This window comes from Virgibacillus sp. LDC-1 (assembly GCF_030137545.1).
Lineage (GTDB): Bacteria > Bacillota > Bacilli > Bacillales > Amphibacillaceae > LDC-1.
The window spans coordinates 1-13,825 of record NZ_JARUVL010000012.1 but is presented as its reverse complement, the minus strand read 5'-3'; the positions used below and the strand labels follow the sequence as shown (position 1 = coordinate 13,825).

Here is a 13,825-nt window from a genome sequence, read left to right as displayed (position 1 = left end):
CGTCATCCTTCCGCTTTTAGTTCCAATATGATATCACGAAGCTCTGCTGCTTTTTCAAAATCTAATGCCTTTGCAGCTGCTCGCATTTCTTTTTCCATGTTTTGAATCACTTTTTGACGTTCTTTCTTCGTCAGCTTCGTTAGCTCTTTTGCTTTAGATTCATACTGGATAGTATCCTCTGCAGCAACGGTAGCACGAATAACATCCCGCACTTCTTTTTTAATAGTTTGTGGTGTGATGCCATGTGCTTCGTTATAAGCAATTTGTTTTTCTCTCCGGCGATTTGTCTCATCAATTGCATATTGCATGGATTTCGTAATCTTATCTGCATACATAATTACGCGCCCATTTTCATTACGGGCAGCACGTCCCATTGTTTGAATTAGGGAACGATCTGAGCGCAAAAAGCCTTCTTTATCAGCGTCTAAAATTGCTACTAAAGATACTTCGGGAATGTCTAAGCCTTCTCGAAGTAAATTAATACCGATAAGCACATCATATTTTCCGACCCGAAGCTCCCGAATAATTTCAATTCGTTCTAACGTTTTGATTTCAGAATGGAGATAGGCAACTTTAATACCAATTTCCTTTAGATAATCAGTCAAGTCTTCCGCCATTTTTTTCGTTAACGTCGTGACAAGTACACGCTCATTCTTTTTGGATCGTTTGTTAATTTCACCGATTAAATTATCAATCTGTCCTTCAATTGGACGAACTTCTACTTGCGGATCCAATAGACCAGTTGGACGAATGATTTGCTCGGTCATTACTGGACAATGCTCTAGCTCATATGGACCAGGTGTTGCCGATACATAGATGAGTTGATTAGTTGCTTTTTCAAACTCCGCAAATGTCAATGGGCGATTATCCAGAGCAGAAGGTAAGCGGAAGCCATGATCAACTAATACTTGTTTTCTAGCTTGGTCACCATTATACATTCCTCTAATCTGCGGCAGAGTAACATGAGATTCATCTACAACAACTAGAAAATCATCCGGAAAATAGTCTAACAGTGTATATGGTGTAGAACCTTGTTCGCGAAAAGCAAGATGCCTAGAATAATTCTCTATACCCGAACAAAAGCCCATTTCATTCATCATTTCAATATCGTAATTTGTTCGCTGTTCAAGTCGCTGTGCCTCTAAAAGCTTATTTTGTTCGCGCAGCTCTTTTAGTCTATCTTCTAATTCCTTCTCAATATTAGTAATCGCTTTTTTCAGCTTTTCCTCACGCGTAACAAAGTGGGAAGCTGGAAAAATAGCTACGTGCTCCCGATCACCAATAATTTCCCCTGTTAAAGCATCTACCTCACGAATTCGATCAATTTCATCGCCAAAAAACTCAATTCGAATACAATGCTCCTCACGTGAAGCTGGAATAACTTCAACAGAATCACCACGGACGCGAAACGTTCCACGTTGAAAGTCAATATCATTTCTAGCATATTGAATATCAACTAGGTCTCGTAGGAGTTGATCACGATCTTTTTCCATACCCATTCGTAATGAAAGCACTTGACTTCCATATTCTTCTGGAGACCCTAAACCATATATACAAGAGACGCTGGCAACAATCAATACATCACTTCGTTCAAATAATGACGATGTTGCCGAGTGTCTTAGTTTATCAATTTCATCATTGATGCTCGCATCCTTTTCAATAAACGTATCTGTAGAAGGAACGTATGCCTCTGGCTGGTAATAATCATAATAGCTCACAAAATATTCCACCGCATTATTCGGGAAAAATTCCTTGAACTCACTATATAATTGGCCTGCCAACGTTTTATTATGTGCGATTACTAATGTTGGTCGATTAATTTCTTTCACTACATTTGATACAGTAAATGTTTTTCCTGTACCTGTTGCTCCAAGTAAGGTTTGATGTCGTTGTCCTGCTAAAATTTTATCCACAAGCTCCTTGATTGCTTTTGGTTGATCTCCTTGTGGTTTATATGCAGATACGAGTTCAAATGTATTTTCCAAAAATCGTCCCTCCGATCACCTGAATAATATCAGCTTATCATAGATGCATTTCTATTTTAACATAAAAGACGAACAAATATTCGTTTTTTATGTTAATTTTAATTTTATTTGTATCCATGAGCATAAAATCTTATTTTGTCCATTTCAACTAAAAAGCATTAGCCTATATTAGGCTAACGCTAGTATAATTCTCATTTTATTGGGTGAATCTAGTCTGATTCTGTTCGATAAACAAGCAACAAGATGAAAATCTTGCTTATTAATTCATTATTGTCCGACAACCTGTTGAATGCTTTTCTGATGATGTGGGGCTGTTACAAAAAGTAAACCAAGCTCATGATGCTCCCCTTCATACAACACGCTTTGCACAAAACGTAATTCGCCATTTTCATCAAGCACATCTAATTTAAAGGAAGCCCTGCTTTCCTGAAGCGCTTCATAGAATTGATCTGCTGAATTTATTTTAATTCCATTCACTTTCGAAATTATTTCACCTACTTGAATATCAAGACGTGAAGCAGGAGTACCTGGAATAACACTCAAAACCGTTATTCCTTTTTCAGTTTGACAAAAATACGGCTTTTTATTTTGCTCATCCGAACGATATCGAAAATTGATAAACTCTCTACCTGCAACAGCAAAGACAATTGCAAGAAGTGTTAGCCACGTCACATACATACTTAAAAATCCTAGCACAAGAACGATAGACGCAAGTAAAAAGAGAGGCTTAGCCATCCTTTTTGCTGCTAATTCCGGGAGTGTTCCTCTTACAACTTGTTCGATTCCTAAGACAAATGGGAGAATAATAATGCTAAATGTCTGTTCATCTCCTACTGAAAAATAAGGCCAGAAGGAAGCGAATGGTGTGATCATTCCTGTTGGTACAACAAGCAAAAAAGGAAGAAACAGGATTTTCTTCATTCGAAGCTGTCCAATCCACCCTCCTCTACTGCTCAAAGAGAGCTCTGGAAAGGTTTCATTTCTACGAACACGAAAGTATAAGAAGCCTTCTATAAAAAGAAGGAGACCAAGTAAAATAACAATGCCTGTAAAGTTAACCTCGGAAAATAAATCAGCTGTAAAAAAGGTTTGGTACTCCATAATAAATGGCGCCAGCCATAGAATGAAAAAAAGCACACCAATTGTATAAGCAGGAGAAAGCAGCGTTAAGCCAGCAATTAATGAAAATAAAATAATAATTCCACTTAGTACAAGCACAGTTTCATATGAAAATACGACTCCAATCCCAACCATCACTATGGATAGAATCAATCCAAAGCAAACAGAAAGTATCCATGTATTCTTAAACTCTGAAAAAACATCGAATACTTTTGTGCCAAAATGGTTCCGCTCTTTTTTTACTCGTTTGAATCCTAATATCATCCCTAACAATAGAAGCCAATAAGACAGAGGGTTTAAAAATAGGCTTCCAATTGTTTTCCCAGCTTCAATTAATCCTGTTTCAAACATATGATCACCTTCCGTGAAGTAGCAATGGAAAACATCGTTTATTCGCTAGTCAAACGAATATTTCCTACTTAATTGTAACCTTTATTATATCATAGTACTGGGAAAAAATAGCTGTCCCAAAGTGATTATCCTTAAAAGTTAAATGAGAAACCATCTTTCTTTCAAGGAAAGCCTTCACCTTGGAACAGCTATATTAATTATTTATATAAAGAATCTAAAGCCTTCTCCAATTGCATATCATTCTCTCCGTTACGAATGCTTTCAACTACTTTTGCCTCGACCATTCCAGCTGTCTTTGAATCAACATCGCCTGTCACTTTTAAATCGTTGTCTTTTTGAAAGGCTTTCACTGCTTCTACTGTCTTTTGGCTAAAATAACCATCTGTACGTGCTGTGTCATAGCCTAAACCCGTTAGCATTCTTTGAATGTTTTCAATGGCTTCTCCAGTATGGTTATAAGTTAACGTTTTCTCTAGCTGCACTGGATTTGCATAATAATAATCTGGCTGTTTTACTTCAATTGTAGGCTCTACGCCTTTTTCATGAATCCAATTTCCTTTTGGTGAAAGCCATTTATAAAACGTTAGTTTTATTGTACTGCCATCTCCAAGTGGAACTGCTTGCTGAACTGTTCCTTTCCCAAAACTCGTCGCTCCAACAACGTCATAGCCAATCTCTTTCATCGCAACTGCTAATATTTCTGAAGCTGATGCACTTCCTTCATTGATCATCACTCGAATTGGGTAATCTTTCTTCTGATTTAATTCAGTATAATATTTTTCCTTTTTTCCGTTTTTATCTTCGATTTGCACGTAAGGCGTGTCCTTTGGTATAAAATTTCGTAAAATATCTTCAACGGAATTTAATAAACCACCTGGATTTCCTCGAACATCTAAAATTAATCCTTCCATACCATCTTTTTCTAGCTTTTCTAATGCAGTGCGAAATTCATCTGCAGTTCGTTCGGAAAAATTAGTGATTTCAATAATTCCTGTTTTTTTATTATCGATTGTTTTCATGTCCGCGTAGATTGTTTCTAAAGGAATAGTATCCCGTACAATTGGCACGTCAAATGGTTTGGAAGCTCCAGTCCGTTGAACCTGTAACACCACTTCAGATCCTTTTTCACCACGTATCTTGGATACAGCTTCATTTAAGTCAAGCCCTTCTAGGCTTTCACCATCTACACTTAATACTTGGTCATTTGGTCTTAATCCAGCTTTTTCTGCTGGTGAATCTTTAATCGGAGCAACAATCGTTACTTTTCCATTCACCATACTTACTTCTGCACCGATACCTTCAAAGGAAGATTCAATTTGCTCATTGAACTGCTCCATCATTTCAACATCCATATAAGCGCTATAAGGATCTTCTAATGAAGCAAGCATTCCCTGTATAGCTCCTTCGATTAATTGCTTCTCATCTACGTCCTGTACATAATTCTTTTTAATTAAATCATAGGCCTGCCCTACTTTATCTATATCAGTAGCTGGCTTAGACGATTCTCCCGAAATACTTGCCGAAGGGTCATTATGTGCTTCTTCACTTTCCTTTTGTGCATATGAAACGCCAAAGTATGCGCCGACAAACCCTAAGAAAAGTGCTGCAACCAATATTAGGACAACATGGCTCTTTTTAAAGTTCATTATCTCACCTCTATATGTAAAGTTAATGGAAACCGCTTAATAATTTGGTTTGCATCGATACTAAAATTCATTTTACCACTATTATTATGTATATTCTAATACAAAAAGACATCACAAAAATTTTATGTGATGTCTTTTTCAATCAAACGTCATGTCATTCCAGTGCTTAATTTAAGTAAGATAATGGGTTAACGGCATTTGATTTACTCATATTCCAACTCGGATTATGCAGCTCAAAATGAAGATGTGTACCAAATGAATCACCAGTGTTACCCATGATGCCAATTTGCTGTCCTTTTNGGCATTTGATTTACTCATATTCCAACTCGGATTATGCAGCTCAAAATGAAGATGTGTACCAAATGAATCACCAGTGTTACCCATGATGCCAATTTGCTGTCCTTTTGAAACCGTTTGTAGCGTCCGAACCATTGGTGTATATTTCATGTGAGCATAAACGCTCTCATATTGCACACCATTTACAATATGTGTAATAAAAACGACATTACCATAGGATTGAGAATAATATGCTTTTGTAACAACACCTGATGCAACTGAAAAAATTGGAACATTTCCGCCAGCTTTTGCAGTTGCATTCCCTATATCCAGTCCTTTATGAGTCCCACCACGCGTTCCAAAGTGATCGGTAATGTATCCTGATACTGGCCATGTAAATGCTCCATTGCCAGAAGGCTTTGTTACAGTGCCCCCACCTGAGTTGTTATTCTTATTATCAGAAAGCTGTTCTAATTCTTCTTTTTCTTTTTTCGCTAATTCTAAGGCTTTCTTAACGGCAGCTTCTTGGGAACGTATTATTTCTTGTTCCTCAGCAATACTCATTTTATGATTCTCCAAAATGGCATGCTCTTTTTCTAGCTTTTGTTGTAATTTTTCCTTTTCTGCCATCTGGCTATCTAGTTCACCTTTTAAGGATAAGAGTTCTTTCTTTTGGCCTTCCAATGAAGCTTTCTTTGCTTCCACTTCCTGCTTATTATCTTCTATCTTTGTTTTCTTTTTTTCCACATCTTTTTTCATCTGTTCCATCGCTTTTTTATCCGCTGCAAGCTGATCCATTATCGATCTATCCTGATCCATAATCGTATTTACTGCAGAGGAACGACTAATAAAATCACTAAAACTTCTTGACCCGAGAATTACTTCCATATACTTCATCTGTCCACCGTTCTTTTGAATGGCACGCAACCGATCCTTTAAAATTGCTTCTCGTTTTTTTATGCTCTCCTGAAGTTCTTTAATTTCTTCTTTTAATTTTTTTATTTGCTTCTCTAAATCTTTAATTTGTTGCTCAAGGCGATTAATTTCCTCGTTTGTTTCATTAATTTCATTTTCCTTTGTACTAATTTTAGACTTTGTATTAGCTAGCTTTTCGTCAATGGATGCCATTTCGTTTTTCACAGAATCCTGCTTATCTAGATTCTCATCTATTTTTTTCTGTGTTTTAGACTTATCACTATTTAGTGCACCGTCTTTTTTATCTAGCTCTTGTTGTTTTTTTTCAAGATCGCTAAGCTTGTTTTGAATATCACTTATTGATTCTGCTTGTACAGTATGTACTCCAATACCACCTGAGCTGATGAGAAGCGCGGCTACTGCAACATATGTAATCGTTTTTTTCAATTTAATTACTCCTTTCTCGAAATCTATGTATGTTCGTACAAGGATCAAGCATCTATTTTATTAGTGACTCTCATCGAGAATGAAGCATTCCCGATGAGAGACTTACTAGATTAAAAGATTATACTTTGAGGAATTTCCGAACACTCATAACGCTTCCCCAAATTCCGATTAATGCTCCGATAAGTAAAATTAGTAAGGATAGCTGCCATGCAAACGGATTAAATGGTAGCAACTCTACAAATCGAATCGTTATCTTACTAGCGAGATTTGATAAAATATAATGGTATCCTGTTAATAAAGCTGTAATAGGGATAACGGATCCTAGTACACCTAAAAGCATCCCTTCAATAAAGAATGGCCATCTAATAAAACCATTTGTTGCTCCAACTAGCTTCATAATTCCAATTTCTTTGCTTCGTGCCATGATGGTAAGCTTAATCGTATTGGAAATGAGAAAGATAGCTGTAAACACTAAACCAACAATTAATGCTAATCCAATTAATCTAGCATAGTTATTAAATTCAAATAAGCGTTGTACAACATCCTCGCCGTAGGTAATGTTTTCTACGCTTTTCATTTGTTGAATTTGTTCTGCAATAAGCTTTGTATCAGTTGGATTTTTGGCTTTTACGATGTATGCATGATTTAATGGATTATCCTGCTGGAACATTTTCCATGTTTTTCCTTCTTCACCCATACTGTCAATTAGCGCTTTTAATTCATCATCCTTTGAGGAGAAAGAAACAGCATCGACTTGATCTATTTCGTCAATTTGATCGCCGAGAGTTTTAATTTGCGCATCATCAGCTGTTACATCAATAAATACCTTTATCACTACATCTTCTTCTACTTTATCAGCCATGTGGTTTAAGTTAAGCATCAGAGCTAGAAACGCAGCAACTAAGATTAGTGTAACGGTCACTGCCCCAACCGAGGCTATCGTCATCCAACCATTTCTAAAGATGTTTTTTACTCCTTCACGCAAATGACGTTTCATTGTTCTAACTTTCATAGCCGTATTCACCTCGGTCTTCATCTCTTACTATTAAGCCATTTTCAATAGCAATAACACGTTTTTTAATCGTATTTACAATTTCTTTACTATGGGTTGCCATGATAATTGTTGTGCCACGAGAGTTGATTTCATCAAAAACACGCATTATTTCTCTAGAGGTTTCTGGATCTAAGTTCCCGGTAGGTTCATCCGCGATCACAATTTTAGGATGATTAACAATAGCACGGGCAATAGACACGCGCTGTTGTTCTCCACCAGAAAGCTCATCTGGGAGAAAGCGTGCCTTATTTTTCAATCCTACTAGATCTAGTACTTCCATGACACGCTTGCGAATATTTCGAGGTGTTTCCTCAATTACTTCTAAAGCAAATGCAATATTTTCATAGACTGATAGCTTTGGAAGCAGTTTAAAATCCTGAAACACGACACCGATATTTCGGCGTAGTTGCGGTACCTTTCGCTCACTTAAATCACTCATATCTGTATCATTAATAATAATAGAACCACTAGTCGGCTTTACTTCACGATACATAAGCTTGATAAATGTTGACTTACCGGCCCCACTTGGTCCAACTATGTACGCAAATTCGCCTTGGTCTATATTAATAGAAATTCCATTTAGTGCAGTTACTCCATTGGCATATGTTTTATAAACATCATTCATTAATATCATTCATTCTCACCTTTACTTCATTTAATTAGGACAAAAGAATGTCGAAACTAATCATAAAGTCCCTATTTTTATGTATAAGTTATTCTTTTATACAATTTCTTACTTTAATGATAACATTTCCACTATATTATAACATCTTTCGCCATGTTTTTTAGACATAAAATTATTACATTTGTATTTCAAACCAACAATTTTCTGTTATTTTTTTGAAATTGACTGGAAATTCGTGTAATATTTTCTATCAACAAAGAGGTTTGATAGGCATAAAGTCCCTGTTAATTTGCACAAAAAAAACGTTTATCCAATTAGATTGGATAAACGTTTTAACACTTTTACCTGTTACTTCTTTTCAGCGAGCCAGTTAGCAAGGGTTGTTGCATCCTGATCAGAAACACCCTTTACTGCAGGCATGCTGCCGATTCCGTTATGGATAATATCGGTAATTTCTTCAGCACTATACTTAGATCCGATATTTGCTAGCTCTGGACCAGCACCTCCTGAAAGATCAGAACCGTGACACGCGGAACAATTACTTTGATAAATCTCTTCTGCTGCTGCAGTATCAACTGTTCCACCATTTTCATTTTCCTTCGCATTATCATCGGCGTTATCATCCCCACCACCGCATGCACCAAGCACAAGTACTGCTCCAAAAAGCACTGCTAATAACGACTTTTTCATGCTAAAATCCCCCTAACAAAATATTATAATTCTCTACATAATTATAACCTATTTCCAGATTTTTAAAACCTTACTTTCTACTATTAAAATAGTGTAAATCATAGGAAAATGCTGGTATCGTAAGGGTTTTAGCAAATTGTGGCAATTTGATGAAAACGCCGCTACGATGTGTTCTTGAAATAGGAGATCGCTTATTCTACCTGCGATCTTTTGTTTGAGAACATGCTACAGTTTTAGCTCTGCATCTTTAGCTCATAGTTGCTCGTAAATAGGCATCAATAAATGGATCAATCTCTCCATCCATTACACTTTGCGTATTTCCAATTTCAATATTGGTTCGATGATCCTTCACCATAGAATAAGGGTGGAAAACATATGAGCGAATTTGACTTCCCCAACCAATTTCTTTTTGCTCACCGCGAATCGAAGCTAATTCAGCTTGCTGTCTTTCGATTTCTGCTTGATAGAGCTTTGATTTCAACATTTTCATAGCAGCTTCACGGTTTTTAATTTGCGAGCGTTCGTTTTGACAGGTGACAATCGTATTCGTTGGAATATGCGTAATCCGAACCGCCGAATCAGTTGTATTTACATGCTGTCCTCCAGCCCCACTTGCTCGGTACGTATCAACTTTAATATCCTCTGTTCTAATTTCAATATCAACATCATCTGACATCTCTGGTGTTACATCACAGGATACAAAAGAAGTATGTCTACGACCAGAGGAATCAAATGGAGAAATGCGTACAAGTCGATGAACTCCTTTTTCAGCTTTTAAATATCCATACGCGTTATGGCCTTTAATTAACAATGTAACACTTTTTACACCAGCTTCATCTCCTGGTAAGTAATCAAGTGTTTCTACTGAGAAATTCTTTGCTTCTCCCCAGCGTTGATACATGCGTAAAAGCATACTTGCCCAATCCTGAGATTCTGTTCCACCTGCTCCTGGATGCAGCTCAAGTATGGCATTATTTGCATCGTATGGCTCATTTAACAACATTTCCAACTCAAAATTATTAATCGATTCCTGTAGTGCAATGATTTCTTGATTTAGCTCTGCAAACAAGTCATCATCATTTTCTTCTTTTACTAGCTCATAAGAAACCTCTAAATCATCGAACTTAGCCGCAATCGCTTCAAAACTATTCACATACTGCTTTAAACCGTTTACCTCCTGAATTACTGTCTGTGCTTCGTCTTGATTATCCCAAAAACCTGGCTCCGTCATTAAGAGCTCTAGCTCATTGATTCGTTCTTTCTTTTGATCTAAGTCAAAGAGACCCCCTAAATTGTGTAATTCTTACTTTCATTTGTTCTAATTCATTTCTTATTTCTGCTAATTCCATTCTCTTCACCTCTACACATTTCATTCCATGCCTATTTTTGATAAAGAAATCGGCCATACAGCCGATTTCAGTTTTTATTGCTATGATCTTCCATGACAGTTTTTATATTTCTTTCCGCTACCGCACGGACAAGGGTCATTTCTTCCAACATCTTCTTTTTTAATATACGGCTGTCGCTTTTTTTGTTTCTCATCCTGTCCACCGGAAACAGCTTGCGTATTTTTCGCGACCTCTTGTCGCTGCAAGTTATCTTTAATTTGTGCTTTCATAATATATTTAGCAACTTCGTCTTCTATACTTGCGATCATCGCTTCAAACATTGCAAATCCTTCAAATTGATATTCTCGAAGTGGATCATTTTGACCATATGCTCGTAAGTGGATACCTTGTCGTAGCTGTTCCATTTGATCAATGTGATCCATCCATTTTGTATCGACAGTGCGTAATAAAATGACTTTTTCAAATTCACGCATCTGCTCTGGAGAGAGCTCTTCTTCTTTTTGATCATATTGACTCTTTACTTTTTGCATTATTAAATCGGTTATTTCTTCTGGTTCTTTTTCTTTTAATTCTTCTTCGGTAATTTCTTCTGTAGTTAGCAGATTCCCTTGAGCAAATTCTACGATTGATTTATAATCCCAGTTATCTTCGTCATCGTCCTGAGTATGCGTATGAACAACACGCTCAATCGAGGATTTGATCATGTTTTCTATAATCTCTCGCAACTCTTCGCCATCAGAATCAATTACTTCAAATCGTTGTTTATAAATAATTTCACGTTGTTCACGTAATACATCATCATACGAAAGCAGCGTTTTACGTGCATCAAAGTTATTTCCTTCCACTCGTTTTTGCGCCGACTCTACAGCTCTAGAAACCATTTTACTTTCAATCGGTTGGTTGTCATCCATTCCTAATCGTTCCATCATCGACTTCAAATTATCCGAGCCGAAACGACGCATCAATTCATCTTCCATAGAAAGATAGAACTGCGATAATCCTGGATCACCTTGACGACCTGAACGTCCACGAAGCTGATTATCAATACGCCGTGATTCGTGTCTCTCTGTACCAATAACTGCAAGTCCTCCGAGTTCTTTTACACCTTCACCAAGTTTTATATCTGTACCACGCCCAGCCATATTCGTAGCGATTGTTACTGCACCCTTTTGCCCTGCCTGTTCAATGATCTCGGCTTCACGGAAATGGTTTTTTGCGTTTAACACGTTATGCTTAACGCCTGCTTTTTTAAGCAACTTAGAAATAAGCTCTGATGTTTCTACTGCAACTGTACCTACTAGAACAGGTTGCCCAGCTGAATAACGTTCCTTAATATCACTTACAACGGCCTGAAATTTTCCTTCCATTGATTTGTAAATCATATCTGCTCTATCATCTCGGACAATCGGACGGTTCGTAGGGATCGCAATAACATCCATGTTATAAATGTTACGAAATTCCTCTGCCTCTGTTTTCGCTGTTCCAGTCATACCTGCAAGCTTATTATACATCCGGAAGTAATTTTGAAACGTAATGGAAGCTAATGTCATGCTTTCATTTTGAATGTTTAACCCTTCTTTTGCTTCAATTGCTTGATGAAGCCCGTCACTATAACGACGTCCTTTCATCAATCTTCCGGTAAATTGGTCAACAATGACAACCTCTCCATCATCGACAACATAATCATCATCTCGGTGCATGGAAGCATGCGCTTTTAAAGCTTGATTAATATGGTGTGTCAATGATACGTTCGCTAGATCAAATAAATTATCTATGGCGAAAAAGCGTTCAGCTTTGTTTATTCCTTCCTCTGTAAGCTGAACCCCTTTTGTTTTTTCATCATATGTGTAATCTTCCTCGCGTTTTAAGGTGCTTACAAAAGAATTTGCCTGTAAATAAGCTGAAGCTGATTTTTGCGCCGATCCGGAAATAATTAATGGCGTACGTGCTTCATCAATTAAAATAGAGTCAACCTCATCAATGATTGCAAAGTTCAACGGACGCTGTACCATTTGCTCTTTATAAAGAACCATATTGTCACGCAAATAGTCGAAGCCGAACTCATTGTTTGTACCATAAGTAATATCTGCTAGATAAGCTTCTTTCTTTTCTTCCTTAGATAATCCATTTGAATTTAGTCCTACCGACAAGCCTAAGAAATTAAATAACTGACCCATTTCATTTGCATCACGGTCAGCTAAGTAATCATTTACCGTAATAATATGCACTCCTTTACCAGAAATAGCATTTAAATAAGCAGGCATAGTGGAAGCAAGTGTTTTACCTTCCCCTGTTTTCATTTCTGCAATATTTCCTTCATGAAGTGCGATTGCTCCAGTAAGCTGTACTGGAAACGGACGCATTTGCAACACACGTTTTGATGCCTCGCGAACAACAGCATATGCTTCTACTAAAAGATCGTCTAATGTTTCACCATCTGAATAACGTTGCTTAAACACCGCTGTTTTTTCGGTTAGTTGTTGGTCTGTTAGTTTTTCCATTTCAGGCTCTAATGCTTCAATTTGATCAACAATCTTTTGCATTCGATTTAGTTGCTTCTGATTTCCATCACCAAAAATCTTCTTTAATATTCCAGCCATGAATAAACGCTCCTCTATCTATAAAAAAATGACATACTTAAGTGTAATATTAGCAATATATGTTAAATCACATTGAAAAAATTGAAATGAATCCACCATTAATAATAACACTTCTACTTCTATTATGACAACCAGTAACGGGTAGAGTCGGTTTCAACAAGCTCGACCTGAAAAGTGAAAAGAGTAGTTCGGGGATAAACTACTCCTTTCGGTGAGGATATAGCGGGGACATTTCGAGGAAATCGACCAACGGAGTCAAATCGTTATTCTAGGGATGGTAGTAGAAGGGGATCACACGTATTGTGCGTATTGTTTATTCGGGTAAAATTGTGTTCCATTTTTGAATTTTTCTCTAAATCAAGAGCAATGTGTTCCCCCTATTTCCGTTACGATCTTCTCCATACTAGTTATAGCATAAAGTGGTTCTAATTTCCTAATGGCTATTTTCTTATTATCAACGGTATTTCGACAGGATTATTTAGCGAAAATCAATCTTTTCGACATCTATTGGCAATAATTTTATTGTTTTCAATCTTTTTTTTATGCATTTTAATATAAAAACAATCGTTAGACAACATTCGACATTACCGGATTCAGATATACAAAAAATTAGAGCACAACATATGTATAGATGTAATTACGTAAAGTAACTATCCGCCCGTAAAACGGGCGGTTTTAGTTTCGCCCTATAAGGGCACTTTACCAACGAGGCCCCTAAAGGGGCTTCGAAATTGACCGTCAACCGTTTATATTCCTATCTATTTTTTA

Annotated in this window: 8 protein-coding genes and 1 pseudogene; all 9 read right to left on the bottom strand. The window is 36.9% G+C overall.

The window, feature by feature from the left end; translation table 11 throughout:
- Positions 1 to 2: 2 nt before the first annotated feature.
- The 9 genes and pseudogenes from uvrB to secA all read right to left on the bottom strand — a co-directional run bounded on the left by uvrB (position 3) and on the right by secA (position 13,057).
- A complete protein-coding gene (uvrB, locus tag QBK89_RS10945; protein ID WP_284141092.1) occupies positions 3 to 1,985 on the bottom strand; it encodes an excinuclease ABC subunit UvrB in 1,983 nt (660 codons plus the stop codon).
- A gap of 267 nt (positions 1,986 to 2,252) precedes the next feature.
- Positions 2,253 to 3,455 carry a PDZ domain-containing protein gene (locus QBK89_RS10940; protein ID WP_284141091.1) on the bottom strand — a complete coding sequence of 401 codons (1,203 nt, stop codon included), beginning with the start codon at positions 3,453 to 3,455 and terminating at the stop codon, positions 2,253 to 2,255.
- A 197-nt stretch (positions 3,456 to 3,652) separates the two neighbouring features.
- Positions 3,653 to 5,101: a S41 family peptidase gene (locus tag QBK89_RS10935; protein WP_284141090.1), complete on the bottom strand. Its 1,449-nt coding sequence runs from the start codon at positions 5,099 to 5,101 to the stop codon at positions 3,653 to 3,655.
- A 181-nt stretch (positions 5,102 to 5,282) separates the two neighbouring features.
- A pseudogene (locus QBK89_RS15120) lies at positions 5,283 to 6,739 on the bottom strand (M23 family metallopeptidase); the annotation flags it as partial.
- A gap of 118 nt (positions 6,740 to 6,857) precedes the next feature.
- Positions 6,858 to 7,751: a permease-like cell division protein FtsX gene (gene ftsX, locus QBK89_RS10920; protein WP_284141088.1), complete on the bottom strand. Its 894-nt coding sequence runs from the start codon at positions 7,749 to 7,751 to the stop codon at positions 6,858 to 6,860.
- On the bottom strand, positions 7,741 to 8,427 hold the full coding sequence (gene ftsE / locus QBK89_RS10915) for a cell division ATP-binding protein FtsE (protein WP_284141087.1): 687 nt from the start codon (positions 8,425 to 8,427) through the stop codon (positions 7,741 to 7,743). Before ftsE ends, ftsX begins: the two co-directional genes overlap by 11 nt.
- A 339-nt stretch (positions 8,428 to 8,766) precedes the next feature.
- Entirely contained in the window at positions 8,767 to 9,108 is a 342-nt protein-coding gene (gene cccB / locus QBK89_RS10910) for a cytochrome c551 (protein ID WP_284141086.1), read from the bottom strand.
- A 247-nt stretch (positions 9,109 to 9,355) separates the two neighbouring features.
- Positions 9,356 to 10,457, bottom strand: a protein-coding gene (gene prfB, locus QBK89_RS10905; protein WP_284141085.1) for a peptide chain release factor 2 whose coding sequence is annotated in 2 segments (ribosomal slippage) — positions 9,356 to 10,384 and positions 10,386 to 10,457 — 1,101 coding nt in all. Because the reading frame shifts where the segments join, the coding sequence is not laid out codon by codon here.
- 80 nt (positions 10,458 to 10,537) lie between these two features.
- Positions 10,538 to 13,057 carry a preprotein translocase subunit SecA gene (gene secA, locus QBK89_RS10900; protein WP_284141084.1) on the bottom strand — a complete coding sequence of 840 codons (2,520 nt, stop codon included), beginning with the start codon at positions 13,055 to 13,057 and terminating at the stop codon, positions 10,538 to 10,540.
- Positions 13,058 to 13,825 lie beyond the last annotated feature (768 nt).

Coding starts and splice junctions, on each gene's coding strand:
- QBK89_RS10940 (WP_284141091.1), bottom strand. CDS start 3,455: ATGTTTGAAACAGGATTAATTGAAGCTGGGAAAACAATTGGAAGCCTA.
- QBK89_RS10935 (WP_284141090.1), bottom strand. CDS start 5,101: ATGAACTTTAAAAAGAGCCATGTTGTCCTAATATTGGTTGCAGCACTT.
- ftsX (WP_284141088.1), bottom strand. CDS start 7,751: ATGAAAGTTAGAACAATGAAACGTCATTTGCGTGAAGGAGTAAAAAAC.
- ftsE (WP_284141087.1), bottom strand. CDS start 8,427: ATGATATTAATGAATGATGTTTATAAAACATATGCCAATGGAGTAACT.
- cccB (WP_284141086.1), bottom strand. CDS start 9,108: ATGAAAAAGTCGTTATTAGCAGTGCTTTTTGGAGCAGTACTTGTGCTT.
- secA (WP_284141084.1), bottom strand. CDS start 13,057: ATGGCTGGAATATTAAAGAAGATTTTTGGTGATGGAAATCAGAAGCAA.